Below are 25,069 nucleotides of genomic sequence, written 5' to 3'. Positions count from 1 at the left end.
GAGGCGATGATGGCGGATATCGAATTCTCCCATGGCATGGGGGCGTACGGGCGTGAGCCTGCGCCCAGACAAGCGGACGAGCCCACACCCAACTCACTGGTCATGATGACGAATGTAGCAGGCGCGGTGGTCTCCCTTGCGCTGATCGCGGGGATTGGTGTGTGGGGCTACAAGCTGATGGTGCGGGATGTTTCCGGTATCCCAGTCGTCCGGGCGGCAGAGGGCGAGATGCGGGTGCGACCCGATGACCCCGGCGGCCAGCTTGCACGCCACCAGGGGCTTTCGGTGAACGCGGTTGCTGCTGACGGCAGTGCAGCGGGCCCTGTCGATCAGGTGATCCTCGCGCCGCGCGACACCGATCTGGCCGAAGAAGACCAGCCGATCACGGCAGAGACCGTCGCGCCGGTGGAGCAACCCGCACCGCTGGCGCCCGCAGCGGAGAGCATCGGGGGTGCCAAACGCATTCCTGCCCGGGTGGAGAACACTGTGGCCGAGAACCTGCAGGCCGGCGCCATTGATGCGGTCGTAGCAGAGCTCACCGCCGGGGTGACGCCGCTTGGCGCCCTTGATGACGAGGAGACCACGGCATCCGAGACCGCGCCTGTGCAAACGGAAGACGAGGTTGCGTCGCCGGTCGCCAAAACGGTCAAGCGCCCGCAACTGCGGCCTCAAACCGCCGCCCGGCTCCAGCCTGCGGCCTTTGTCTCTGAAACACCTACAGCCGAGGTCGATGCCGCAGGGATCCCCTCCGGCACGCGGTTGGCGCAGCTCGGCGCTTTTGACAGTGCTGACGTGGCGCGCAGCGAATGGGCACGTCTCGAGGGCCGGTTCGGCGAGTACATGCAGAATAAGTCGCGTGTCGTGCAGCGCGCGGAATCCGGTGGGCGGACCTTCTATCGCCTCCGGGCCATGGGGTTTGTTGATATCGCCGATGCGCGGCGTTTCTGCTCGGCCTTCAAGGCCGAAGGGGTGGATTGCATCCCGGTGGCCGCGAAGTGAGCCGATTTGGCGCCACCATCCTCGACGCCGAGGGGCTGGCGCTGACGGCCGATGAGGTTGCGTTTTTCAAGGAGGCGAACCCCTTTGGCTTCATCCTCTTTGCCCGCAACATCGACACGCCGGATCAGGTGCGCCGCCTCTGCGACCAGATGCGGGATGCCGTTGGGCGCGAGGCGCCGATCACCATTGACCAGGAGGGCGGGCGGGTGCAACGCCTGCGCGGTCCGACCTGGACCGAATGGACGCCGCCACTGGACTTTGTGGCTGCGGCAGGAGATCAGGCTGAGCAGGCGATGTACCTGCGCTACCGCCTGATCGCGGCAGAACTCCGGGATTTGGGGATCGACAGCAATTGCGCGCCGATGGTCGATCTGGCGGGGCCTGCAACGCATGACTTCCTGCGCAACCGCTGCTATGGGACCAGCCCGGATGCGGTGGCGCGTCTTGGCCGCGCCACGGCATCCGGGCTCCTCGCAGGAGGCGTGCTGCCGGTGCTCAAACACATCCCGGGGCATGGCCGCGCCACGCTCGACAGCCATTTCGACCTGCCACAGGTCGATGCAGATGCAGCCACCCTGATGGCCGAGGACTTTGCTCCCTTCAAAGCGCTGGCGGACCTGCCCATGGGGATGACGGCCCATCTGGTCTATGACGCCTATGACACGCGGCCCGCGACCCTCTCGCCGAAGGTCATGCAGGTCATTCGCGAGGATATCGGCTTCGACAATCTGATCATGACCGACGACGCCAGCATGAAAGCGCTCAGCGGCACCATCGAAGAGATCACCACCGGCGCGCTCGCAGCGGGGTGCGACGTGGTCTTGCACTGCAACGCACCGCTGGATGAGCGTAGACGCGTGGCCGAGGCCGCAGGCGAGATGAGCGAGGCTGCGCAGGTCCGCGCAGAGCGGGCGTTGAGCTTCCGCAAACCGCCCGACGATATTGACATTGACGCCGCGCGCGCGCAGCTTGAGACGCTGGTAAGCGGGGCGTGAGATCGTTGTGAGGCATGGCTGAAACACCCTTTGAGGAAGACACGATATCGGTGACCGAGCGGCTGGCCGCCGAGGCGCTGATTGTCGATGTCGATGGGTTCGAAGGCCCGCTTGATCTCTTGCTGACGCTCAGCCGGACCCAGAAGGTCGATCTGCGCAAGATCTCGGTGCTGGCGCTGGCGCAGCAATACCTCGCCTTTGTCGAACGCGCCAAGGCGCTGCGGCTGGAACTGGCCGCTGACTACCTGGTCATGGCCGCCTGGCTGGCTTTCCTCAAATCCCGTCTGCTGCTCCCACCCGACCCAACCGAAGAGGGGCCGTCCGGCGAGGAACTGGCCGCGCATCTCGCCTTCCAGCTCGAACGCCTGCAGGCGATGCGCGACGCCGCAGCACGGCTCATGGGACGTGACCGGCTGGGCCGTGACTTCTTCGCCCGCGGTCAGACCCATGAGGTCACTCGCACGCGCAAGATCGAATACACCGCGACGCTGCTCGACCTGATGCAGGGCTATGCCCGTATCCGCACCCGCGACGACTTCCGCCCCTTCGTCATGGACCGCGACGCGGTGTTCACCATGGAACAGGCGCTCGACCGAATGCGCGGGCTCATCGGTTTTGCGGGTGATTGGACGGATATCTCGAGCTATTTGCCCGAAGGCTGGGAGATCGACCCGGTGCGCCGCCGCTCGGCCACCGCGGCGACCTTTGCGGCCTCGCTCGAGCTTGTTAAAGAGGGCCATCTGGAGATCCGGCAATCAGAGACCTTCGCGCCGATCCAGCTGCGAAAAAAGGACACGCCTTCGTGAGTGACGACCAAGCGCCCGAACCGGAGGAGAGCCTGTTCGAGGCCCCGCCCATGGGCGAACAGGAGCGTATGGTCGAGGCCATCCTCTTTGCCACCGCCGAGCCGATCACCCTGCGCGAGCTTGCCGCGCGGATGCCGCATGGCTCCGACCCGGCGGAAGCCCTTGTGCATTTGCGCAAACGCTACGAGGGGCGTGGGGTCAACCTCTGCAAGATCGGCGATGCTTGGGCGATGCGCACAGCGCCGGACCTTGGGTTCCTGATGCAGCGCGAGACAGTCGAGACGCGCAAACTCAGCCGCGCGGCGATCGAGACCTTGGCGATCATCGCTTATCACCAACCGGTCACCCGCGCCGAAATCGAGGAAATCCGGGGCGTGTCGGTCAGCCGCGGGACCGTTGATCAACTGCTGGAAATGGAATGGATCCGCTTTGGGCGTCGCAAGATGACGCCGGGGCGGCCTGTGACCTTCGTGGTCACGCAAGGGTTCCTCGATCATTTTGGGCTGGAAAACGCGCGCGATTTGCCGGGTCTGAAGGAGCTGCGCGCGGCGGGTCTGCTGGAAAACCGCCCCCCGCCGGGCGCCGGATTGCCAGGCCCCGAGGAGGAGCCGGAAGAGGAAAGCACCGAAGGGCAAAGCGAGCTTTTCGAGGACTAAAGTGCGATCCTCCTGAAAAAAGCCGCAATCTGCGCTATATTGAGCATTAGGCAACGCGCGAAGAGGCAGCGAGATGGACAGATTAATCAGCATGATCCTGCGCCAGATCACCCGGCGGCTGGTCAACAAGGGGATTGATGCGGGCTTCAAGAAGGCCGCGTCGATGAACAAGGCCAAAGGTGGCGCCGAGACACCGGAGCAGTCGCCGCAGAGCAAACAACAGATCAAACAGGCGGCCAAGATGATGCGCCGCACGACCCGGATGTAAGCGCGCCTACGCCGCCCGGAAGTGTTTCGACAGCTTCAGGCCCTGACCCTGGTAGTTTGACGCGATACCAGCACCATAGAGCTGCGTCGGCACCTCGGCCATGCGCTCGTAGATCAGACGGCCGACGACCTGCCCATGCTCTAGCACGAAAGGTGCCTCGTGGCAGCGCACTTCCAGCACACCGCGTGAGCCCGCGCCGCCTGCAGCGTCATGGCCAAAGCCTGGGTCGAAAAACCCGGCGTAGTGCACGCGAAACTCGCCGACCATCGCCAGAAACGGCGCCATTTCGGCGGCATACTCAGGCGGGATAGTGACCGCCTCGCGGCTGACGAGAATGTAGAAGGCGCCGGGGTCCAGGATGATCTGCCCGTTGTCGCTGTGCACCTCTTCCCAATAGGCGCGCGGGTCGTAGTGGTCGATGAGATCCAGATCGATCACGCCGGTATGCGGCTTGGCGCGGTAGCCGACCAGCGTCGTGTCGGGCAGGCGCAGATCGACAGAGAAGCCCAACCCGTCGTCGATCACGGCCTCGCCATCAACCAGCGGGGTCTCTGCGTGCAGGGCGCGCAGGGCGGCATCATCCAGCACGGCCTCGCCATCCCCGAACCGGATCTGGTTCAGCCGCATCCCCGGACGCACCAGCACGGAAAACGACCGCGGGCAGATCTCCGCATAAAGCGGCCCGCAATAGCCGGGCGCGACGCGGTCGAACTCGGTGCCGCCGTCGGTGATCGTCCGCGTGAGCAGATCGAGCCGACCGGTGGAGCTCTTGGCATTCGCCACCGCCTGCACGCTGTCGGGCAGGGCAAGTGACTCCATCAAGGGCACCACATAGACACAGCCCTTCTCCAAGACAGCGCCATCGGTGAGGTCCACCCGGTGCATCTCGAACTCTTCGAGCCGGTCGAGCACACGCTCCCCCTGACCGGCGAGGAAGGACGCGCGCACCCGGTAAGCTGTTGTTCCCAAACGTAGATCCAAACTGGCGGGTTGGATCTGTGCGGCGCTGATCTCACGCGTGGCGGCGATCTGGCTGTCCGCGATCATCTGGCTGATCAGTTGATTGGGCAGCACGCCGCTCATCAGATGGCTCCCTGAAATGCAAAGGCCCGCGCCGGGGCACGGGCACTTGTCATATGTCGGATGGTCGGGCTAGCAGGACTCGAACCTGCGACCTTCCGTCCCCCAGACGGACGCGCTACCAGGCTGCGCCATAGCCCGACATGAGGGGCTTCATACCCGATCTGGAGGCCGAGGCAAGAGCGAATTGGCATCTGTCAGTCTTTGGGAGCGTCTTTGCGCGGGTTGGCCATGCTGGCCCGCAAACGCACCAACTGCGCCAAGAGAGGCTTGGCCGCGTCCTGTTGCTCGGCGCCGAGCGACCTGGTCCCGATCAAGGCGGAAAGCGCGGCGGGCGCGGCGGGCATATCCGCTTCGTCGGGCAGAGGCCCGATGTCGATCACCCGCGGTTTTGCATCCGGTGACGGCTCCGCCGGTCTGAGGTCGGCCATCTCGGCTGCGTCACCTGAAGCATCTGCCGCGTCCTGCGCGGTGTCTTCCTCTTCGGGCTCTGGCGCGGCGGGTTCCACCAGAGGTCGGCGGATGAAGCTTGGCAATGCGCTCGTCGGTTCGGCCTCCGCGCTGTCCTCTGGTTCGGACGCCTCAGCGGTGGGCATGTCTTCTTCATCGGGTGCAGCTGCATCGACCGGGTCGGGCGCCTCGTCTTGCACGATCTCCGCGACATCTTCATCGACAGGCGGCTCTGCCGCACCCGCGACTTGCGGCGGCGCGGCCTCTGTGGGCTCCGGCACGTCTTCGTCAGGGTGAAGCATTGGCGCGGGAGCAACCTCATCCTCTGCGATCTGGTCGTCCTCAGGCGCCGCCTGATCATCGATCTCAGAGGCGGCGTCTACGTCAACCGGTTCTGGACCCGTGTCTTCGAGATCGGCGGGGGGCGCATCTTCAGCAGATGCGTCCTCCGTCACCTCCGATGCAGGCTCATCAATCTCAGGGGCAGGGCTATCCTCGGTGGGCGCCGGATCAGGGTCTGCCAACTCAAGATCGAGCTCGGGCTCAGATGTCTCCGCCGCTTCCGGCGCGGCCTCCACCTCAACCGGTTCGACTTCCGGGACAGGTTCCTCCTCAGGTGTCGGCGCCTCGATCTCCTGAGGCGTCTCCGGTGCCTCGGCCTCGGCAGGCGCATCCGCCACTTCACCCTGCGCAGGCGTATCGTCTGGCACCGGCGGCTCTGCGGGCGCGTCTGCGGCGGCTTCCTCCTTGGCCACGTCGCTCTCGATCACCGCCATGGTGAGGTCATCCAGCGGCTGCGACTGATCCGCCACGTGGTTGATCCCGTGCTCGCGCAAGAGCTTCTGGACACCCTTGATAGTCAGCCCATCATCATGCAGTAACTTCTTGATACCGCCCAATAAAAGCATGTCAGCAGGGCGATAGTACCGCCGCCCACCAGCGCGTTTGATCGGTTTGACCTGACTGAATTTACTCTCCCAGAAGCGCAGCACATGTGCTTGCACGCCTAACCAGTCGGCGACCTCCGAGATCGTGCGAAAAGCGTCTGGGGATTTGGCCATCAGATCAGGACTTGTTCCCGTCGGCCACGCGGTCTTTCATGAGGTGCGAGGGGCGGAATGTCAGCACCCGGCGCGGGTTGATCGGCACCTCTTCCCCGGTCTTCGGGTTGCGTCCAATGCGGGCTGATTTGTCCCGGACGGAGAAGGTGCCAAACGATGAAATCTTGACCTGCTCCCCGCGCACCAGCGCGTCGGACAAGTGTTCGAGGACGGATTCAACCAGCTGCGCGCTCTCATTGCGGGACAGGCCCACTTCGCGGAACACGGCCTCGCTTAAATCCATACGAGTCAAAGTCTTTTCGGCCATTGGTGTCCCCCTGTGGTTTTCAGCAACCATAGGGGAGGGGGATTTTCAGAGTCAATATCAATGGCTTGGCAGGTGGCGTTTGAGCAGAAATTTCCGCGCTACCACCGCAGCACCACGGCGCCCCAGGCCAGCCCGCCGCCAATGGCTTCGGTCACGATCAGGTCGCCGTCCTGGATCTGGCCGCGGTCGCGGCCCACGGACAGGGCGAGGGGAATCGATGCCGCCGAGGTGTTGCCGTGGTCCTGTACGGTCACGACAACCTTCTCCATCGGCAGGCCCAGCTTCTTGGCGGTGCCCTGGATGATGCGGATATTGGCCTGATGCGGCACGATCCAGTCCACATCCTGTGGCGTGACATCCGCACGTTCCATCGCCTTGGTCGCGGTCGAAGCCAGCTTCTCCACCGCGTGGCGGAAGACCTGGTTGCCCTGCATGCGCAGATACCCGGTGGTGCCGGTCGACACACCGCCGTCGACATAGAGCAGGTCCTTATGCCGCCCGTCCGAGTTGAGATCGGTCGACAGGATGCCGCGGTCCTCCGGCGTGCCCGCACCCTCCTGGGCCTCCAGCACCAGCGCTCCCGCGCCATCGCCAAAGAGCACGCAGGTGGAACGGTCGGTCCAGTCCATGATGCGGCTGAAGGTTTCGGCGCCGATGACCATCACGCGTTTGGCCTGGCCAGAAAGGATCATCGCGTTGGCGTTGCTGAGGGCATAGATGAAGCCTGCGCAAACCGCCTGCACGTCGAAGGCAAAGCCGCCCTCCATGCCCAGTTCCGCCTGGACCATTGTGGCGGCGGAGGGGAAGGTCAGATCGGCCGTCGAGGTGGCCACGACAATCGCGTCGATGTCCGAGGGCGTGAGGCCTGCGTCTTTCAGGGCCGCGCGCGCTGCGGTGGTTGCCATTGCGGAGGTGGTCTCACCCTCGGCTGCAAAATGCCGGCGCTCGATGCCCGAGCGGGCACGGATCCACTCGTCATTGGTATCGAGCGTGGCCTCGAAGTCGGAATTCGGCACGATCCGCTCGGGCAGATAGTGGCCCACACCTTTGACAACGGACCGCAGGGTCATGATGCACTCTCCTCTGCGGGCAGGCCGGCCACCCGGGCTGCGAGCTTGTCCGTGAATTTAATATCGGCGAGCTGTGCCGCAAGCTTGATGGCCGCAGAAACACCGGTGGCATCCGCCGCGCCGTGCGATTTTACCACCGTGCCGTTCAGCCCGAGGAACACGCCACCGTTCACGCGGCGCGGATCGATCTTCTTCTTCAGCCGCCGCAGCGATGTGTAGGCGAGCACCGAGGCCAGCCGCGACAGGGGCGAGAACTTGAAGGCCTCGCGCAGCCGGTCGCCGATCAGGCTCGCGGTGCCTTCGCCGGTCTTGATTGCGACGTTGCCGGTAAACCCATCGGTCACGATCACATCACAGATGTCGCCCGAAATGTCGCCGCCTTCCACGAAGCCCACGAATTCGAAGCCTGCAAGATCACGTTGATCGCGAATCAACTCGTAGGCTTCTTTCAACTCGGTCCGGCCCTTGTGCTCTTCGGTGCCCACATTCAGCAGGCCGACGCGCGGGCGGGGCAGGTCGAGCCCGTTGCGCGCATAGGACATGCCCATCAACGCATAGCGCAGCAGGTCATCCGCATCGGCCTTCACATCGGCGCCCACATCCAGCATCACGTTGAAGCCCTGCGGGTTCGACGACGGATAAAGCACGGCAATCGCGGGGCGGTTCACGCCGGGCAGCTTGCGCAGGCGGATCATCGACAGCGCCATCAGCGCCCCGGTGTTGCCGCAGGAGACCGCGACCGTCGCCGTGCCCTCGCGCACGGCTTCGATGGCGGACCACATGGAGGTCTCTTTGCCGTTGCGCACGATCTGGCTGGGTTTGTCGTCCATCGACACGACACCGCTGGCGTCGCGGATTTCGACACGGCCTTTCAGCGCTCGCTTCCGGGCCACAAGGCCGGAAAGCTCAGCTTCCGGCCCATGCAGGATGAATTGGATTTCGGGGTTCTTGCGCGCTGACCTGTCACAGCCCGCGATCACGGCGGCGGGGCCTTCGTCCCCACCCATCGCATCTACGGAAATGGTGATGCGTCGTGCCTTTGCGGATGCCTGATCGGTCTGCGCCGTCATGGTGCGACTGCCCCCAAACCTTCTGCCCTTATTGTTTAGGGGACAGGTTTAGGCCGCGTCGTCTTCCAGATCAATCTCTTCTGTGAGTGCCACGACTTCCTTGTCGTCATAATGGCCACAGGCGGCACAGACGTGATGCGGGCGCTTCAGCTCACCGCAGTTGGTGCATTCGTTCGGGTTTGCGGCAACCAGAGAATCATGCGCGCGACGATTGTTGCGGCGCGATTTGGAGACTTTGTTCTGTTGAACAGCCATTGTCTTGGGCCTTTTGTCGTTCGGGGCCGGGCGCGCGATGGGCGCGGGGCCGGGTTTCTATTCCTGTCCCATCTAGCGGGTGTGACGTGCGTTTAGGCGCATGCCCCGCACTTGTCCAACCCTATTTGGGTGAGCGGCGCAAAATACTGTGATTGCGGCGCGGTGCAAGCGGTTTTTTCACTGATTTTGGCCGCTGTTGGCCAGCTTCGGCAACCGACCCGCGATATGCGCTGTGATGAAGTCCGCAAAGAGCTGCGGGTCCTCTCCGGCCCAGCCGTGCCCGAGGCCCGGCGCGATGGCCGACACGCTGCCTTTGAAGCGCGACTGAAACCGCGCAAGACCGTCGCGGATCAGCGCGTGCTCGCGTCCCCCGGCGACGAAGGCGAGGCGCGTTGGCGACGCCGCGGGCTCAGGTGGGCACTCGAAGTCCACAACGTCATTTGTCGCGCGTCGGAACGCCGAGGCGCGTGTTTGCCCCGCTGCCGTGACGAAGCCCTCCACATCCGTTCCTGCGCCCATCATCCGGGCCGTGCGCCGGGCAAAGAAAGGGCGCGGTGCTAGGGGCGCTATCATTGCGGACATCAACTTCATCAGGCCACGCCTGGGCATCCCTCCGGGGTGCATCCCGCTCAACAGTGCGGACTGGCACAGCTCCGGATGGCGCAGGCAAAGGTGCAGGCCGACGTAAGAGCCGAGCGACAAAGCCACGAGGTGAACCTCCTCACCGTCCGCCTGTGCCGTGATAGTGGCTGCCACCTCATCGGCAGTCTCTTCCAAAGACCGCCAAGGTACATCGCGGCTTTGGCCATGACCCGGCAGATCGATCAACAGAGCGCGATGGTCGGGCAGTTTCGCGACGACCTCTCGCCACATCCAGCTGCTGATCCCCACGGCGTGCAGGAAGGCGACAACCGGGGCGCCCTCCGGCCCGCTGAGGGTGGCATGGAGCACGGGCGTTCAGTCTTTCGACGGCTTCGTCATCTGCGCCTTCAGATTGGCAAGTCCTGCGAAGGGCTTCGCATCTTCATCGCGCATGGGTGTTACACCGGGCTCTGTGAAGACCTGCTCCCCCAAATCCGCCCCGTCGCTGCGCGGATAGAGCGGCAGGGCGAGGACCAAAGCCTCCACCATCACCGCGTGGGGCTCGATCCAACGGCCCAGGGCCTCGGTGGTGTCGTCCTCGGGCATTTCTACCTCGGGGGCGGTGACCTCTTCGTAGTCGGCGAGATACAGACGCTGCACCGGCGTTTCGATGCGGGTGGTCACGGGCTCGAGCGTCACGCTGCAGGGTTGCACGACAGTGGCGCCCAATTGGCCGCTCAGCTTCCAGTCCACACCTCCTTGCGCCACGACCTCACCGCTAAAGGACAGCTTGCGCAGCCCCAGCAAATCCAGCTCTGCTGCCAGCGCGCGCGACGCCTCTGCATCGGGCCGCAGCGCAAAGGGTGTCGGGCTGTTCTGGTTCAATTCCGCGACGCGCAGCGCGTCGGGCGAGGGGGAAGGTTGCTGGGCCATCGGGCACTTTCGTTTCTTGAACCATGTGCGGTGCATGGTGTAAGCGAGATAAAAGCCGCGGTGCATAAGGGCAAGAGGGCAGGTGGAATGGGTATCGGAATTGCGGTGATGGGAAGGATGCCGCGCAGCATGCGTCAAGCGGTTCTGCTGGCGGCGTGCATTGGCCTGACCGCCTGTGGCGGCATCTACCGGGACCACGGCTATTTTCCGCCGCCTGAAGACCTCGACCAGATCGTGGTTGGCATCGACACCCGCGACAGCGTTGAAGAAACGCTGGGCTCTGCCGCATCGGGGTCGGTCATCGGCGATGACGCGATGTATTTTGTCCGCAGCCGCATCCGCACCGTCGCGATGCTCGAGCCGGAGGTGGTCGAGCGGCGCGTTCTGGCGATCAGCTTTGACGATGCGGGCGTTGTGACCAACCTCGAAACCTTCGGGCTCGAGCGCGGCCAGGTGGTGCCATTGACCCGCCGTGTCACCAGCTCGGGCGTGCGCGACACCACCTTCCTGCGCCAGCTTCTGGGCAACATCGGTCGGATCACGCCCGGAGGCGCGGATATCGACAACTAGGGTGTCACGCGACCGTCAAAAAAGCCGTGCTAGAAGCGGCGCCAGGATGAAGGTTGCGCCGGAGGCCGCGATGATCTCTTTGCACAAGGGCCACTACACCGCGCGCACCGCGGCCTCTCCACAGGATATCGAAGACGCCCAGAGGCTGCGGGCCCGGTGCTTCGGCTTGCCGGTTTCCCGCGACGCAGATGCCTTTGACGAGCGTTGCGCCCATATTCTGATCGAGGACGACGCGACCGGCGCGCTGGTCTGCACGTTCCGCATGCAGGAACTCACCGGGGCCGAGCTCTCGGCCAGCTATGCCGCGCAATACTACGAGCTCTCGGCGCTCGAGACCTTCGAGGGCCGTATGGTCGAGATGGGGCGCTTCTGCATCGACCCCGACTTGCGCAACCCGGACATCCTGCGCGTCGCCTGGGCCGCGATGACCGCCTACGTGGATGATCACGATGTTCAGCTGCTCTTCGGCTGCTCGTCCTTTGCAGGGACGGAGACGAAAGAGTATCTCGACGCCTTTGCCATGCTCAAGGCGCGGCATCTGGCGCCAAAGCGTTGGCTGCCGCGGGTGAAGGCGCCGGATGTGTTCCGCTTTGCCGCCCGGTTGCGGCGCAAGCCTGATCTGAAAAAGGCGATGGCGCATATGCCGCCGCTTTTGCGCACCTATCTGATGATGGGCGGCTGGGTCAGTGACCACGCGGTGGTGGATCGGCAGATGAACACGCTGCATGTGTTTACAGGGGTCGAGATCGGTGCGATCCCCGCGGCCCGCAAGCGTCTGCTGCGCGCATTGGCCTGACAACCGATTTTTCGACGAGACGGCACCTCCTGCGTTGACCTCGGGGGCCACGCGGCTTAGCTGGCGCGCATGGCCCGTGTTCCGCTCCTGCAACTGAACGAGATCTCGCTGACCTTCGGCGGTGATCCTGTGTTTGACGACCTCAGCCTCGTGATCCAGCCCGGGGATCGGGTGGCGCTTGTGGGGCGCAACGGGTCGGGCAAATCGACGCTGATGAAGGTGATTGCCGGGCTGGTCGAGCCGGACCGAGGCGAGGTGATCCCGGGGCCGGGCGTCTCCGTCGGCTACATGGAGCAGGACCCAGACTTGTCTGGCTTCGAGACCCTGGGCGACTTCGCCGCGCATGGGCTGGACCCCTCCGAGATGTATCTGGTCGAGCGCGCTGGCGAAGGGCTGAAGTTCGATCCCGCGCGACCCGTCGAGACAGCCAGCGGTGGCGAGCGGCGGCGTGCGGCGCTGGCGCGTTTGATGGCGGGCAGCCCGGATCTCATGCTGCTCGACGAACCCACGAACCATCTGGATATCGAGGCGATTGCCTGGCTCGAGGACGAGCTGAAGCAAAGCCGCAAAGGCTATGTGATCATCAGCCACGACCGCGCCTTCCTGCGGGCGCTCACCCGGGCGACCCTCTGGGTCGACCGCGGCGTGGTGCGGCAGCAGGAGAAGGGGTTCGAGGCCTTCGAGGAATGGCGCGACACGGTCTGGGACGAGGAGGACATGCAGCGCCACAAGCTCAACCGCAAGATCAAGGCCGAGGCGCGATGGGCCGTCGAAGGGATTTCCGCCCGGCGCAAGCGCAACCAGGGTCGGGTGCGCGCGCTACAGGATTTGCGCGCGGAACGCGCCGCCCAGATCAAGCGACAGGGCACGGCGGCGATGGCACTGGACGCCGGGCCCAAATCCGGCCGCAAGGTGATCGAGGCTGACGGCATCTCCAAATCCTTCGGCGACAAGACCATCCTGCGGCCCTTTTCCCTGACCGTGCAGCGCGGCGACCGGATTGCGCTGGTCGGACCCAATGGCGTCGGCAAGACCACCTTGCTCAACATGCTGATCGGTCAGGAGGCGCCCGATACCGGCACGGTCAAACTCGGCACCAACCTGGAACTGGCGCTCTTCGATCAGGCGCGCGCGCAGCTCGATCCCGATATGAGCCTCTGGGACAGTCTCACCGGCGATCCCGAGATGCGCGTCTCGGGCAAGGCCGATCAGGTCATGGTGCGTGGCGCGCCCAAACATGTGGTGGGCTATCTCAAGGAATTCCTTTTTGACGAGGCACAGGCCCGTGCACCGGTCCGCTCCCTGTCTGGCGGCGAGAAGGCGCGGCTGCTGCTGGCGCGGATCATGGCCCGGCCGAGCAACCTGCTGGTGCTCGACGAGCCGACGAACGATCTCGATGTCGAGACGCTCGACCTCATGCAGGAGCTCCTGGGGACTTACGACGGCACCGTGCTGCTGGTCAGTCACGACCGGGACTTCCTCGACCGTGTGGCCGCGACGACCATCGCGATGGAGGGTGACGGGCGGGCGACCGTCTATGCAGGCGGCTGGAGCGACTACCTGCGCCAGCGCAAGCAGGATGATGTCTCGCCAAGTGCCTCGAAGCCCAAATCCGCGCCGTCAATGGAGAAGCCGAAAGCAGCGCCCAAAACCGGGCTCAGCTTTACCGAGAAGCATCGCCTCGCGGCTCTTCCGGGTGAGATCGAACGGTTGGAGGCGGAGATTGGCAAGCTCGAAGAGCTGTTGAGCGATCCCGCGCTCTTCACCGAGCAGCCGGTGAAGTTCGAAAAGGCCAGTGCGGCCCTCGTCGAACGACAGCAGAAACTCGGTGCAGCCGAGGAGGAATGGCTGACGCTGGAAGAGAAAGCCTCGGCCTAGCGCATCCGCAGCGCGCCGTCGATGCGGATCACTTCGCCATTCAGATAGCCGCAACTGACGATGAACCCCGCGAGCCGTGCGAATTCCGCCGGATCGCCCAGCCGTTGCGGGCAGGGCACGTCCGCGGCCAGCCCCGCCTGCACCTCCTCGCCGAGGCCTGCGAGCATCGGTGTCATGAAGATGCCCGGCGCGATGGTCATCACCCGGATGCCGAGGCTGGCCAGATCCCGCGCCATCGGCAGGCCAAGCCCCACGACCCCACCTTTCGAGGCGGCATAGGCGGTCTGTCCCTTCTGCCCGTCAAAGGCAGCGATGGAGGCGGTGTTGATGATCACTCCGCGCGCGCTATCGGCGTCGGGCGCATTCTCCTGCATCGCCTCCGCGGCGAGCCGCGCCACGTTGAAGCTGCCGACCAGATTGATGTCGACGGTGCGCTGGAACAGCGGCAGCGGATGCGCGCCCTCACGTCCCACCGTCTTGGCCGCATCCGCAATGCCCGCACAGTTCACCGCCACGGTGATCCGCCCCATGTGGGTCTTGGCTTGAGCGATTGCGGCCTGAACCGAGGCTTCGTCGGTGACATCTGTTTGCGCGAAGTGGCCCCCGATCTCGGCGGCGACCTGCGCGCCCCGCGTGGCGTCCCGATCCAGCAGGGTCACGGCGGCGCCTTCCGCGGCGAAATGGCGGGCCGTGGCTTCACCCAACCCGGATGCGCCGCCGGTGACAATGGCGGCTGCCTCTTTCAGGATCATCGCGCCCTCCCTGATCTGAACGCTTGTTCAGATAACCACGGGTCCGCAGCGCTGTCTAGCCGAGACCCATCAATCGGCGGTCGATCCGCGCGATGGGGCTGGCGAGGGATGTAAGCGGCGGCCACCAGAGCCAGGTCCCACCCAGGGTCTGCGGCTTGGCACCGGTGCCGAGTTTAAACCGCGCAAGACCGCGCGCGTCTTCGGTGTCGATGGTGCCCAGCTCTAGCCGCTGCACACCCTTCGCCTTCGCCCAGAGCATCACCGACCACAGCAACACATTGCTGGCGGACATCAACCGCCCCGAGGCTCGCGTATGCCCGATGTGATAGGTGGCGGCGGTGCCATGGCGCAGGATCAGCATCGCCGCAACGGGCTCCTTGCCCCAGTGAGCGGTGAAGAGCTTGGCCTGGCCAGGGTTGGCCCGGGCGAAGGCAAAGGTCAGCGCGATGGGCCAGCTGCGATAGCCGCGCGCCGCCTGCTGCACGAGGTCGGCCTGCAACACCCAGTGGCCCGGATCATCCGGCATGTTCTGCCGCGTGATCCGCAATTTCTGCGCCTGTCCGTGGCGCAGCCGGTTGCGCCACTTTTGATGCATCCCTGTCATGAGCGCATCGCGGTCTGGCGTCAGATCAAGGGTTGCGATGGTGGCCGGGCTGATCAGCGGCAGCGCACCGATCTCCTGCAAGGGCAGGGCGCAGTCGGGTGACAGGATGCGCGGGCCTGTCATGGGCACTGCGCGGGCCAGTGCACCGAGGCCCGCGGCACTCGTGACCGCAGGCCGGATGATCATGCTCACCGGAAGCGGCCCGAACCGCCGCCGCAGGACCAGCGTGCCGTCGGGCATCTGCAGATGCGGCGTGCCCACGGTGTCCAGCGCCCGTGCAAACTGCGGGCTCTGCTGGAGGGGGGCAGGGGTGTCGGCAGGGGCGGCATCAAACATGGACACAGTTAACCCATCCGAAACCTAAGTCGGGGTTAATGGGGCCATGAAAAAATCTGCAAAGAGCATTGCTGCCCCCGCTCCGCGTCTCACCAAGACAGCCGCAACTCTGATCGCCGTGGGGATGTCGATCCCCGTCTTCGCGATCCTGACCCTGATCGACCGGCTCTGGTTCTAGGCCAGCTGCACCAGCGCGTGGCGCTTCTTGCCCGCGCTCAGCTTGATCGGGCTTGAGAGCGCGCCTGCGTCGATCATCAGACCGGCGTTGGTGAGCGGCTCGTCATCCAACCGCGCGCCGTTCTCGGCAATCAGACGCTTGGCTTCCTTGCCGGAGCCCGCGAGACCCGAGCGCACGATGAGTTGCACGATGGATATGCCATCGCCCAGATCATCCGCGCTTAGCGTGAGCGTTGGCAGATCGTCCCCCACGCCACCTTTCTCGAAGACCTCGCGCGCTGTGGCTTCCGCCGCCACCGCGGCTTCCGCGCCATGCAGCAGGGTCGTCACCTCATTCGCCAGCCGGATCTTGGCCTCGTTGATCTCTGAGCCTTCCAGGGCGCCGAGCCGGTCGCATTCCTCAACCGGCAGCTCCGTGTAAAGCTTGAGGAAGCGGCCAACATCAGCATCTGTCGAATTGCGCCAGAACTGCCAGAACTCGTAAGGCGACAGCATATCGCCATTGAGCCAGACCGCGCCGCCCTGCGACTTGCCCATCTTGCGGCCATCCGAGGTGGTCAGGAGCGGAGACGTCAGACCATAAACCTCGCCATCAATCACCCTGCGCGTGAGGTCGATGCCGTTGACGATATTGCCCCACTGGTCCGAGCCGCCCATCTGCAGGATACAGCCATAGCGGCGGTGCAGCTCCATGAAGTCATAGGCCTGCAGGATCATGTAGTTGAACTCGAGAAACGACAGCGATTGCTCGCGATCGAGCCGCGACTTCACGCTCTCGAAGGACAGCATCCGGTTGATCGAGAAATGCCGCCCGATGTCACGCAGGAAGTCGAGGTAGTTCAGATCGTCCAGCCATTCGGCGTTGTTGATCATCATCGCATCCGACGGCCCGTTGCCATAGGTCAGGTAGGCGGAAAAGACCCGTTTGATCCCGGCGAGGTTGTCGTCAATTGCGTCCGCGCTCAGCAACGGGCGCTCATCGGCGCGAAACGACGGATCGCCGACCTTGGTGGTGCCACCGCCCATCAGCGTGATGGGCTTGCCGCCGGTCTTTTGCAGCCAGCGCAGCATCATGATCTGGATGAGCGAGCCCACGTGCAGCGACTTCGCCGTTGCGTCAAACCCGATATAGCCGGGCTGCCCACCACTCAGCATTGCCGCGTCCAGCCCCTGATAGTCGGTGCAATCCGCGAGGAACCCGCGTTCCATCATCACGGTCACGAAATCGGACTTCGGGTGGTAGGTCATCGTGCTTGCTCTCGGCTGAAATTCCGCACACTCTATAGGCGGTGAGCAGACAAAGGAAAAGGCTTTGAAAAGGGCCATTCGGAAAACGGGCGATCTGACCGCCCTGGGTGCGATGAGCGGCACCTCACTTGATGGCGTGGACGCCGCTGTCGTCGTGACGGACGGCCACCGGATCACAGACTTCGGACCGACGCGATACCGACGCTACACCGACGCGGAACAAAGGGTGCTGCGGGGGGCCCTTGGGCACTGGTCCGGCGAGGCGGTGGAGGCGGCCACCGACGTGGTCGAGCAGGCGCATCTCGCGCTGCTCGAAGCCTTCGAGGAGATCGATCTCGTCGGATTTCATGGTCAGACACTGGCCCACGCGCCGCGTACACGCGGCACCCTGCAGGTGGGCGATGGAGCGTGGCTGGCCGAGGCGCTTGACCTGCCTGTGGTCTGGGACTTCCGCTCTGCCGATGTGGAACTGGGCGGCGAAGGCGCGCCGCTGGCACCCTTCTTCCACTTTGCCTGCGCGCATCACATCGGCGCCGAGGCGCCGCTGGCCTTTCTGAATCTCGGCGGTGTTGGCAATCTGACGTATGTGGATCCGTCCTTTGACCGGCCCGAGACGCCGGGTGCGCTTCTTGCATTCGACACCGGCCCGGCCAACGCCCCCGTCAACGACCTGCTGCAGAAACGCGTGGGTTTGCCCTTCGACGAGGGCGGCAAGATCGCGCGGCAGGGCACGGTTGAGCAGGGCGCGCTCGAGCTGTTCCTGGCGGAGCCGTATTTCACCCGCATCCCGCCCAAGTCGCTCGACCGAAACGATTTTTCAGAGATGATCGGGCTTGTGGGCGAGTTGAGCGACGCAGACGCCACCGCGACGCTGACAGCGATGTGCGCCGCTGGCGTGGCCGAAGGCATGCAGCATTGCCCCACACCGCCCGCGCGCGTGCTGGTCACGGGCGGCGGGCGTCATAACCCCGTCCTGATGAAAATGCTGGCCGTTTCACTCGATTGCCCGGTGATGCCCGTCGAAGAGGTTGGCCTCGATGGTGATATGCTTGAAGCGCAGGCCTTTGCCTATCTGGCAGTGCGCGTCGCGCGCGGTTTGCCCACCAGTTGTCCGGGCACCACGGGAGTGCGCGCCGCCGTGGGCGGCGGCACGGTGAGTTGGCCACAGGCGACGGATATCGCCGTCTAGCCCGATAACATTCCAACGAAAACAGTCTTGTACGGTCCGAAGCTCTAGCGCGTCGGTATGTCGAACCCCGGGTCTGCCAGGGTAAACCCGTCGAATTGGAAGCCGGGCGAAACGGTGCAGCTCACCAGCGTGTAATCGCCCGTGCTGCGCGCCGCCTGCCAGTGGTCCTGGGGGACGATGATCTGCGGCGCTCCTTCGGCAAGATCCGGGCTCAGCAGATGCTCGCTCGCAGGCCCCGCGTCGGTCTCGCTGATCGACAGCACAAGCGGGGCGCCTGCGTGATAGAGCCAGATTTCGGTGGCATCCACGCGGTGCCAATGGCTGCGCTCGCCCGCGGCCAACAGAAAATAGATGCAGGTCCCGCTCGGGCGCCCCGCGTTTTCGGCCACCCAGGTCTGGCGATAATGGCCGCCCTCGGGATGCGGCGTCAGGCCGAGGCGTTCGATGATCTCTTGTGCTGTCATGTCGGCAGGCTAGTCTGGCGAAACAGTGGGGCCAAGGATCAATTGCATGGAAGTCATTGTGATCGGGGCTGGGATCATCGGCGCGCTGACGGCGTATCGCCTCGCCGAGGCTGGAGCCGATGTGACCGTTATCGAAGCTCGGCAACCAGCCAGTGCGGCCTCGGGTGCCTCCTTCGGATGGATCAACGCGAGCTTTTATCTCGACGAGGATCACTTTCGCCTGCGCCGTTCTGCGCAGGCGGCCCATCACCGGCTGCAGGCCGATCTGGGATCGGAGGCCACGCTCTGGTCCGGCTGCCTCTGCTGGGAAGAAGAGGGCGCTGCCTTCGATGCGCAGCGGGACGCGTTGAGCCGGCTTGGATATGCGGTGCGCGAGGTCAGCCGGGCGGAGTTTGCCGAGCTGGAGCCCGCCGTGACCCCGCCAGACCGCGCGCTGCTCTTCGACGAGGAAGGTGCGGTGGATCTGGGTCAGCTGGCATCTGAAGCGTTACGCGCCGCGGCGGCTCGCGGGGCGCGGCGCGTCACTGGCCTGCAGGTCACCGGTTTCCTGACGCATTCGGGCCGGGTGAGCGGCGTTGAGACGCCCCTTGGCACCTTTCCTGCGGACCAGGTGGTGCTCGCCGCCGGCGTGGCGACCGAGGCTCTGCTGCAGACGCTGGATATCCCCCTGCCCATGGTGCACCGGCCCGCACTGATCCTCCGCTCCGAGCCGATCGAGCCGCTTCTGAACCATATTCTCGTCGGTCCTGGGCAGGAGCTGCGGCAAATGCCGGACGGCGTGCTGCTGGCGCCAACGGTCGCGGGCCATCAGAGTGATGCGAGCACAGAGATCACGACCCGCCCGGATCAGCGCGCGGAGGCTACGATGGCGCGGGTGTCGGCGCTGCTCAATCGGTCGTTGCGGTGGCATGAGGTGACCCTCGCCGCGCGCCCGATGCCGCAAGACGGCCTGCCTGTGATTGGCGCCTGCGGACCAGACGGGCTCTATGTCAGCACCATGCATTCCGGGGCGACACTTGCACCGCTTGTTGCCGAGCTCGCGGCGGCAGAGGTCATGCAGACGGGGCTCACCAACGCGCAGGCTGCCTTGCTGGCGCCCTATCGGCCGCAGCGGTTCACAGTGTGAGTTCGTAGAAAACCAGCTTGTCCGCAGTTCCCGGCGGCAAGGGTGCATAGGGCCCGCGCGCCTGAAACCCAAGCCGTTCGTAAAGGCGTTGCGCACCCTTGAAGTCGGCAGATGTGTCCAGCAGGACCCGGGCATAGCCATCGGCCCGCGCCTGATCGATGAGCGCCTGCGACAGGGCCCGGCCCGCGCCCGTGCCGCGCGCTTCGGCCCGGATAAAGACCCGTTTGATCTCGGCATCCTGGTCATTCAGCGGGTGGGTCATGCCGCACCCGACCGGCCTGCCGTCGAGTTCAGCCAGCAGGATCACACCACGCGGGCGCGCATGCTTCTGAGGCAGGTCTTGCATCAGCGCGACATACGCGTCCTCTGGATAGAAGGTTTCCATCATCGGGCGGTGCTTTGGGTCGAAATTCACGAGGTAGTCGCGATATTCCCAGCAGAGGCTGCGCACTGCGTCGAGGTCCGCCGCGCTGGTGGCCGCGCGGACGCTCAGTGTGCCTGTCACCGCAGGATGGCGCGCCCGGCGTACTCTGCGGTCTCGCCAAGTGCTTCCTCGATCCGGATGAGCTGGTTGTACTTGGCAAGCCGATCGGACCGGGCGAGCGAGCCAGTCTTTATCTGTCCGCAGTTGGTGGCCACAGCGAGGTCGGCGATGGTCGCATCCTCGGTCTCGCCTGAGCGGTGCGACATCACGTTGGTGAAGCCCGCGCGATGCGCCATGTCGACCGCTTTCAGCGTCTCTGTCAGGCTACCGATCTGGTTCACCTTGACCAGCATGGAGTTGGCCGAGCCCCGCTCGATCCCCATGGAGAGGCGGGATGGGTTGGTCACAAAGAGATCGTCGCCCACGAGTTGGACCTTGTCGCCCAGAGCGTCGGTGAGGGCTTTCCAGCCGTCCCAGTCGTCTTCGGACATGCCGTCTTCGATGGAGATGATCGGGTAGTCGCTGACCAGCGCTTCGAGGTAGGCGACGTTCTCATCCGAACTCAAGGATTTGCCTTCGCCCGCGAGTTCGTATTTGCCGTCCTTGTAGTATTCGGTCGCGGCGCAATCCATGGCGAGATAGATATCGCCACCCGGCTTGTATCCAGCTTTCTCGATCGATTTCAGAATGAAATCAAGCGCGTCACGGGTGGAGTTAATGTTGGGCGCAAAGCCGCCTTCATCACCAATGCCCGTCGACAGACCCGCTGCGGACAGCTCTTTCTTCAGCGTGTGGAAGACCTCGGCTCCCATCCGCACGGCATCGCGGATATTGTCCGCGGCCACCGGCATGATCATGAATTCCTGGATGTCGATGGGGTTGTCGGCGTGTTCCCCCCCGTTGATGATGTTCATCATCGGCACCGGCAGAACCCGGGCCGAGGTGCCGCCCACATAGCGATAGAGCGGCTGGGTGCAGAAATCGGCGGCGGCCTTCGCGGTTGCGAGCGACACGCCGAGGATGGCGTTGGCGCCAAGGCGGGATTTGTTCTCGGTCCCGTCAAGCTCGATCATCGCGGTGTCGATCTCGACCTGCTCGGTCGCATCGATGCCCACCAGCGCCTCGGCAATCTCACCATTCACTGCCGCGCAGGCCTCCAGGACGCCCTTGCCCATGTAGCGGCTCTTGTCACCATCGCGCCGCTCAACGGCCTCGTAGGCGCCGGTTGAGGCACCAGAGGGCACAGCCGCTCGACCCATGGTGCCATCTTCGAGGATCACGTCCACTTCCACGGTCGGGTTGCCCCGGCTGTCGAGAATTTCGCGCGCATGAATGTCGATGATGGTGCTCATGTCCGGCTCCTGTAAAATATGGTTGCCAGCGTCTTAACGGGCGCGGGCCGTGATGGAAACCCTCAGGTCTTGTTAGCGCCAACATTCCGCTCGCGCCACAGGGTGTAGAGGCCCGAGGCGACGACAATTGTGGCGCCGAGCAGGGTTAACGTATCGGGGCGCTCGGCAAAGACGACCGTGCCGATGATCAGGGCGAAGAGGATGCGGGAATAGCGGAAGGGGGTGACGAAGCTGACCTCGCCGATGCGCATGGCGGCGACGATGCCGTAGTAGGCCACGATGCCGATCACCAGGGACAGGGCCAGATAGGTCCAGTTGGCGGGTGAGAGCGCCACCAGGGCGGTGCCGTTGATGGCCATCAGGATCGCGGCGGCCGGGATCAGGACAAGGAAGGCGAGGAAGCTGAGCTGCAGGGTCGAGGTCTCGCGCGGGACGCGTCGCGTGGCGAGGTCGCGCAGACCGAGCCCGACCACCCCTTGCAGGGCAAAAAGCGAGAGCCAGTTGAAGCCCTCCATGCCGGGGCGGATGATCAGCAGAACCCCGGCGAAGCCCACGAGGATCGCCATCCAGCGCCGCCAACCCACTGTTTCTTTGAGGAAAAGCGCCGCCCCCAGGGTCACGAAGAGCGGCGTGGCTTGCAGGATCGCGGAGGCCGTCGAGAGCGGGATGAGCGCGATGGCGGTGACAAAGCCAAGCGTGCCCACAAGCTCGCCCAGGGAGCGGATGGCGATGGCGGGGGTGAGCATGGAGCGCGAGAAGAGCGGCTGGCCTTGGGCGACGAGCAGCGCGCCCGCCAGTACCGCGCTGCCGAACCCTATCATCCCGATGATCTGGCCGACGGGCAGGGCAGCCGCCATGAATTTGATCAGCATGTCTTCGATGGCGAAGGCGAGCATGGCCAGCACCATCAAGGCCGCGCCGCGTAAGTTGTCCATGGGGTGTCCTTCAAGGGGGCGTGAGAGCCTCCTCTCAGAAAGCGGTGATGAGGTCAATCGGCGGGGGCGCGGCAAAGGTTAACGCAGCGGGCGCGCAACGGAGATTGCTCGAATTCGGGCTCGGCGCGCGGATGGCCCTTAACGGCAGGCGATCATGGCAAATCGGATGTCGGTATCACGTCGGTGTTGCGTCGGTATCACGTCGGTGCGTACGTCGGTTCTTGCCGCAGTAACAGAGCGTGCGGTGTGGTTTGTGAAGGATGGGTTAATGTGTGCGTTCAGCCCGAAGCAGACATTGGATTTCAGTGATTTTTGTGCCAACTCTAACGCCCCCGGCGGGATTTTTGACATTCGCTCCGTTTGCTCGGCTTGATCATTTCGCCGCAATACCTGACGTTGTTGAGGGCGTAGTCCGGAAGAATTCACGATAGCTGGAGATGCGAAAATACTGTTGGCCCAAGTTGAGGTTTAGTTGGTTCTTTCGGTCAAAATAGCGTGTAGTCTGAGCAGATCCTTCGTAACTTTCAAATGTAATGCATCAATCTCTCAGCATTTTTGCAAAACTAGGATGATACGGCGGGTTTGCAATAGATCGTGAAAGTGAGCGGATCGTTGATTTGGCCACTTTGTTATCTTGTTGTTTGAAATCTTTGCGAAGTTCTCTCAGTCCTTTTCGCGCGAAGTCAGCTTCACCATACTCCTCAAGAAACCATCGCAAGGCTGTTTTATAGCCAGAAGTTCTAATTTTCGTTCTTCTTGCGTCGAGCAGAATATTAATTCGCTTGTCATGATATAGCTCTTGTAGCCGTATTGGTGAAAATACAATCTCTCCTTCCTCTAAGAGTAGTGAAATCAGTATTGTTCGCACACACCAAGCAATTCTTTTATTTCTTATTGGAATTTGAGGTCTCGATAGCTTGCGCTTTAGCAGGTAGGCAGCCAGAGCAGATGCAGCTTCGCGCTCCTCAATGTAGGAGGATTTTATCCTCAAAGACTCTTTGAAACTATCGAAGAAGCCATCAGGGTCTGCAACGACTTTTGCTTCATAGGCAAGGTGAATAGCAAAAAGATCGCCTTGCGCTGACATTTCCATCAGATATTTCTTTGGGGTGTATTGAACTTCGACACGCCCAGTGCGCTCGCTTCTTATGCTCCCCGTGTCCTCCGAGACCAGCAAGTCCACATCTGACGTCTCACTGCTGTCTCCACGAGCCATACTGCCAAACAAAAGGACACATGCGCTCATTTCACCCACGAACCTTTGTTACTCGGTTTACGATGGTTGCGGCAGCGACTGCGAACCAACACAGGCCCAGAAAGGCGGTGCCCAGATTCAGCAAATCTTTACGCAGCACGTCTTGCGGCATGCTGTGTTTCGTGTAGCCAAATAGTAGAAACACTTCAGAAGCATCAACAATGCTATCCATAAAAGTATGACAAAGAAAATAGCTGCGCAACCAACCAGCAAGAAATACTAGGAAAATACCAATTGAAATCACTCGAAAAATACTTCTGCCCCAAGCGTTTGCTAAACCCGCTGTTTGGAGGATCCAATACTCACATGATGTGCTTACCTGAGTGCATAGCGAAGCTGCGCACGCCAACAACTCAACAGGCTTTTTACGCTTCTCTCGCGCTTCCTGATCGTCAAATCGAGGTAGTTTCAACTTTGCAGCAACTCCGCGGGAACGAGTTCCGTAAAGAGTAGAGGCTTTGACTGCGTCATAATAAGACAAGTCGGACCCTTCAGTTGACTGATTGCTCAAAACTACACGAGCAAGTGTTGCCTTGGTTTGCTCCAATCGAAGTAACTGGTACTCTTTTGTCTTTCCCGAAGGGAGATGAAGCAGATTTGTTGACACTGCTTTGAGGAAATCGCCTGGGTTTGTTATATCTGACAGAACGAACTGAGTTTCATTTCCCGACGCACCTATATTGACAAATGTACAGTCCCTGAACTGACAGTTATGGAATTTGACAAGCGAAAGGGAAGAAGTATCGAAAGTACAATTTGAAAATTTCACATTTCTAAACTCGCCTCGAAAGTCACACTTCGTAAAAATGCACTTCTTGAATGTAATCGCTTTTCCTTGAACTCCCAAAATATCGCATTCTAAGAAAATAATTCCATCAATCTTTTCATAATCCTTTTTTAGGTCGTCACCCTTAAAAACGAACTTGCAGGGGCCCTTCTGCTGAGAGAAATCCCAGCTTCCTACCCCAAAGTCTTCAGGCGACAGGTTTTTTGCGAGCTCTGGATCGTAGATAGGTTCGAAAAAGGCATTCGAATTGATCCGTCGTCCATTGTAACTATTCGCCTCGGTCATTTCGATCCCTCGATTTACCGAGCATGAAGAAGTCCTGGGTCGGACATGCGTCGGTAGAGAGAGTGGTACAAGCAGATGGGTGGAAATGGAATAGTCCATAGCAGGGTGTGAGCTGCAATCACGCTATGTGTCTCGATTTAGTGTTGATCGAACCGATGTGCAGTTCGCCCAGCTTCGCTTTGTTATTGGCGGCACCACGATATTGAGCGATCAGCGGAGTTGCATTCGACGCGAGCTAGCATCCGCAGCTAGTATCTGGTTTAACAGGCTATGACTCAGCATCACCCTTCGTCCGACGAATGGCGGCAATGGGCCGTCCCTGCATGAGTTTGCTGAATTTTGCAAAGTCCGCTTTCTGC

The 25,069-nt window shown here is 62.8% G+C and carries 28 protein-coding genes and 1 tRNA gene; 11 read left to right on the top strand and 18 right to left on the bottom strand.

Translation table 11 applies throughout. The features are described 5' to 3' along the window. Positions 1-9 precede the first annotated feature (9 nt). From ACVC7O_RS12760 to ACVC7O_RS12740, 5 genes are all read left to right on the top strand, one after another. Positions 10-999: an SPOR domain-containing protein gene (locus ACVC7O_RS12760; protein ID WP_458322502.1), complete on the top strand. Its 990-nt coding sequence runs from the start codon at positions 10-12 to the stop codon at positions 997-999. Next, complete coding sequence (gene nagZ, locus ACVC7O_RS12755; RefSeq protein WP_458322501.1) at positions 996-1,994, top strand: beta-N-acetylhexosaminidase; 999 nt, start codon at positions 996-998, stop codon at positions 1,992-1,994. The genes ACVC7O_RS12760 and nagZ overlap by 4 nt, the downstream gene beginning before the upstream one ends. Before the next feature lie 14 nt (positions 1,995-2,008). Then, the gene (locus tag ACVC7O_RS12750) at positions 2,009-2,800 is read left to right on the top strand and encodes a segregation and condensation protein A (protein WP_458322500.1); all 792 of its coding nucleotides are present in this window, start codon (positions 2,009-2,011) and stop codon (positions 2,798-2,800) included. A gap of 50 nt (positions 2,801-2,850) precedes the next feature. Next, the gene (gene scpB, locus ACVC7O_RS12745; RefSeq protein WP_458326089.1) at positions 2,851-3,456 is read left to right on the top strand and encodes an SMC-Scp complex subunit ScpB; all 606 of its coding nucleotides are present in this window, start codon (positions 2,851-2,853) and stop codon (positions 3,454-3,456) included. Positions 3,457-3,529: 73 nt separating this feature from the next. Beyond that, positions 3,530-3,724 (top strand): hypothetical protein, encoded by a 195-nt coding sequence (locus ACVC7O_RS12740; RefSeq protein ID WP_458322499.1) that lies wholly within the window; start codon positions 3,530-3,532, stop codon positions 3,722-3,724. A 6-nt stretch (positions 3,725-3,730) separates the two neighbouring features. On the opposite strand, the gene ACVC7O_RS12735 is transcribed toward ACVC7O_RS12740, so the two are convergent. From ACVC7O_RS12735 to ACVC7O_RS12695, 9 genes are all read right to left on the bottom strand, one after another. Continuing rightward, positions 3,731-4,807, bottom strand: a complete 1,077-nt coding sequence (locus ACVC7O_RS12735; protein WP_458322498.1) for a 2'-deoxycytidine 5'-triphosphate deaminase — start codon at positions 4,805-4,807, stop codon at positions 3,731-3,733. A gap of 61 nt (positions 4,808-4,868) precedes the next feature. Then, positions 4,869-4,945: transfer RNA gene (locus ACVC7O_RS12730), tRNA-Pro, on the bottom strand. Positions 4,946-5,001: 56 nt separating this feature from the next. Beyond that, the gene (locus tag ACVC7O_RS12725) at positions 5,002-6,315 is read right to left on the bottom strand and encodes a MerR family transcriptional regulator (protein ID WP_458322497.1); all 1,314 of its coding nucleotides are present in this window, start codon (positions 6,313-6,315) and stop codon (positions 5,002-5,004) included. Positions 6,316-6,319: 4 nt separating this feature from the next. Beyond that, positions 6,320-6,622, bottom strand: coding sequence for an integration host factor subunit alpha (gene ihfA / locus ACVC7O_RS12720; RefSeq protein WP_159979738.1), 303 nt, complete (start codon positions 6,620-6,622; stop codon positions 6,320-6,322). Between the two features lie 98 nt (positions 6,623-6,720). Further along, the gene (locus ACVC7O_RS12715) at positions 6,721-7,692 is read right to left on the bottom strand and encodes a beta-ketoacyl-ACP synthase III (RefSeq protein WP_458322496.1); all 972 of its coding nucleotides are present in this window, start codon (positions 7,690-7,692) and stop codon (positions 6,721-6,723) included. Beyond that, positions 7,689-8,762 carry a phosphate acyltransferase PlsX gene (plsX, locus tag ACVC7O_RS12710; protein ID WP_458322495.1) on the bottom strand — a complete coding sequence of 358 codons (1,074 nt, stop codon included), beginning with the start codon at positions 8,760-8,762 and terminating at the stop codon, positions 7,689-7,691. The genes ACVC7O_RS12715 and plsX overlap by 4 nt, the downstream gene beginning before the upstream one ends. 48 nt (positions 8,763-8,810) lie before the next feature. Next, positions 8,811-9,017: a 50S ribosomal protein L32 gene (rpmF, locus tag ACVC7O_RS12705; RefSeq protein ID WP_195820411.1), complete on the bottom strand. Its 207-nt coding sequence runs from the start codon at positions 9,015-9,017 to the stop codon at positions 8,811-8,813. Between the two features lie 177 nt (positions 9,018-9,194). Beyond that, the gene (locus tag ACVC7O_RS12700; RefSeq protein ID WP_458322494.1) at positions 9,195-9,968 is read right to left on the bottom strand and encodes an alpha/beta fold hydrolase; all 774 of its coding nucleotides are present in this window, start codon (positions 9,966-9,968) and stop codon (positions 9,195-9,197) included. 6 nt (positions 9,969-9,974) lie between these two features. Further along, positions 9,975-10,532, bottom strand: a complete 558-nt coding sequence (locus ACVC7O_RS12695) for a YceD family protein (RefSeq protein WP_458322493.1) — start codon at positions 10,530-10,532, stop codon at positions 9,975-9,977. 108 nt (positions 10,533-10,640) lie between these two features. Here ACVC7O_RS12695 and ACVC7O_RS12690 point away from each other — a divergent pair, with 108 nt between their 5' ends. From ACVC7O_RS12690 to ACVC7O_RS12680, 3 genes are all read left to right on the top strand, one after another. Then, a complete protein-coding gene (locus ACVC7O_RS12690; protein WP_458326088.1) occupies positions 10,641-11,102 on the top strand; it encodes an outer membrane protein assembly factor BamE in 462 nt (153 codons plus the stop codon). A 46-nt stretch (positions 11,103-11,148) separates the two neighbouring features. Further along, positions 11,149-11,898, top strand: coding sequence for a GNAT family N-acetyltransferase (locus tag ACVC7O_RS12685; protein ID WP_458322492.1), 750 nt, complete (start codon positions 11,149-11,151; stop codon positions 11,896-11,898). A 69-nt stretch (positions 11,899-11,967) separates the two neighbouring features. Further along, a complete protein-coding gene (locus tag ACVC7O_RS12680) occupies positions 11,968-13,776 on the top strand; it encodes an ABC-F family ATP-binding cassette domain-containing protein (RefSeq protein WP_458322491.1) in 1,809 nt (602 codons plus the stop codon). Here the strand turns inward: ACVC7O_RS12680 and ACVC7O_RS12675 are convergent. Then, the gene (locus ACVC7O_RS12675) at positions 13,773-14,528 is read right to left on the bottom strand and encodes an SDR family NAD(P)-dependent oxidoreductase (RefSeq protein ID WP_458322490.1); all 756 of its coding nucleotides are present in this window, start codon (positions 14,526-14,528) and stop codon (positions 13,773-13,775) included. The genes ACVC7O_RS12680 and ACVC7O_RS12675 overlap by 4 nt on opposite strands. A 55-nt stretch (positions 14,529-14,583) precedes the next feature. Continuing rightward, positions 14,584-15,468, bottom strand: a complete 885-nt coding sequence (locus tag ACVC7O_RS12670) for a GNAT family N-acetyltransferase (protein ID WP_458322489.1) — start codon at positions 15,466-15,468, stop codon at positions 14,584-14,586. Between the two features lie 46 nt (positions 15,469-15,514). On the opposite strand from ACVC7O_RS12670, the gene ACVC7O_RS12665 reads away from it, so the two are divergent. Further along, positions 15,515-15,646: a hypothetical protein gene (locus tag ACVC7O_RS12665; RefSeq protein WP_458322488.1), complete on the top strand. Its 132-nt coding sequence runs from the start codon at positions 15,515-15,517 to the stop codon at positions 15,644-15,646. Here ACVC7O_RS12665 and tyrS read toward each other — a convergent pair. Continuing rightward, positions 15,643-16,893, bottom strand: a complete 1,251-nt coding sequence (gene tyrS / locus ACVC7O_RS12660; protein ID WP_458322487.1) for a tyrosine--tRNA ligase — start codon at positions 16,891-16,893, stop codon at positions 15,643-15,645. The two genes, ACVC7O_RS12665 and tyrS, sit on opposite strands and share 4 nt — an antisense overlap. 64 nt (positions 16,894-16,957) lie before the next feature. Between tyrS and ACVC7O_RS12655 the strand changes: the two genes are divergently transcribed. Next, positions 16,958-18,082, top strand: coding sequence for an anhydro-N-acetylmuramic acid kinase (locus tag ACVC7O_RS12655; protein WP_458322486.1), 1,125 nt, complete (start codon positions 16,958-16,960; stop codon positions 18,080-18,082). Between the two features lie 44 nt (positions 18,083-18,126). Here the strand turns inward: ACVC7O_RS12655 and ACVC7O_RS12650 are convergent, their stop codons facing one another. Beyond that, a complete protein-coding gene (locus tag ACVC7O_RS12650; protein ID WP_458322485.1) occupies positions 18,127-18,546 on the bottom strand; it encodes a cupin domain-containing protein in 420 nt (139 codons plus the stop codon). A 46-nt stretch (positions 18,547-18,592) separates the two neighbouring features. On the opposite strand from ACVC7O_RS12650, the gene ACVC7O_RS12645 reads away from it, so the two are divergent. Next, a complete protein-coding gene (locus ACVC7O_RS12645; RefSeq protein WP_458322484.1) occupies positions 18,593-19,672 on the top strand; it encodes an NAD(P)/FAD-dependent oxidoreductase in 1,080 nt (359 codons plus the stop codon). Here ACVC7O_RS12645 and ACVC7O_RS12640 read toward each other — a convergent pair. The 5 genes from ACVC7O_RS12640 to halA all read right to left on the bottom strand — a co-directional run bounded on the left by ACVC7O_RS12640 (position 19,662) and on the right by halA (position 24,710). Beyond that, entirely contained in the window at positions 19,662-20,177 is a 516-nt protein-coding gene (locus ACVC7O_RS12640; RefSeq protein ID WP_458322483.1) for a GNAT family N-acetyltransferase, read from the bottom strand. The two genes, ACVC7O_RS12645 and ACVC7O_RS12640, sit on opposite strands and share 11 nt — an antisense overlap. After that, positions 20,174-21,448: a phosphopyruvate hydratase gene (gene eno, locus ACVC7O_RS12635; RefSeq protein WP_458322482.1), complete on the bottom strand. Its 1,275-nt coding sequence runs from the start codon at positions 21,446-21,448 to the stop codon at positions 20,174-20,176. Before eno ends, ACVC7O_RS12640 begins: the two co-directional genes overlap by 4 nt. 62 nt (positions 21,449-21,510) lie before the next feature. Then, on the bottom strand, positions 21,511-22,383 hold the full coding sequence (locus ACVC7O_RS12630) for a DMT family transporter (RefSeq protein ID WP_458322481.1): 873 nt from the start codon (positions 22,381-22,383) through the stop codon (positions 21,511-21,513). Positions 22,384-22,921: 538 nt separating this feature from the next. Next, entirely contained in the window at positions 22,922-23,566 is a 645-nt protein-coding gene (locus ACVC7O_RS12625) for a hypothetical protein (RefSeq protein ID WP_458326138.1), read from the bottom strand. A gap of 64 nt (positions 23,567-23,630) precedes the next feature. After that, on the bottom strand, positions 23,631-24,710 hold the full coding sequence (gene halA / locus ACVC7O_RS12620; RefSeq protein WP_458322480.1) for an anti-phage Hailong system effector protein HalA: 1,080 nt from the start codon (positions 24,708-24,710) through the stop codon (positions 23,631-23,633). Positions 24,711-25,069: the final 359 nt, after the last annotated feature.

The organism is Roseobacter cerffii (genome assembly GCF_054226325.1).
Note: the sequence above shows the minus strand (reverse complement) of the source record. Positions and strands in the feature narration are given on the sequence as shown.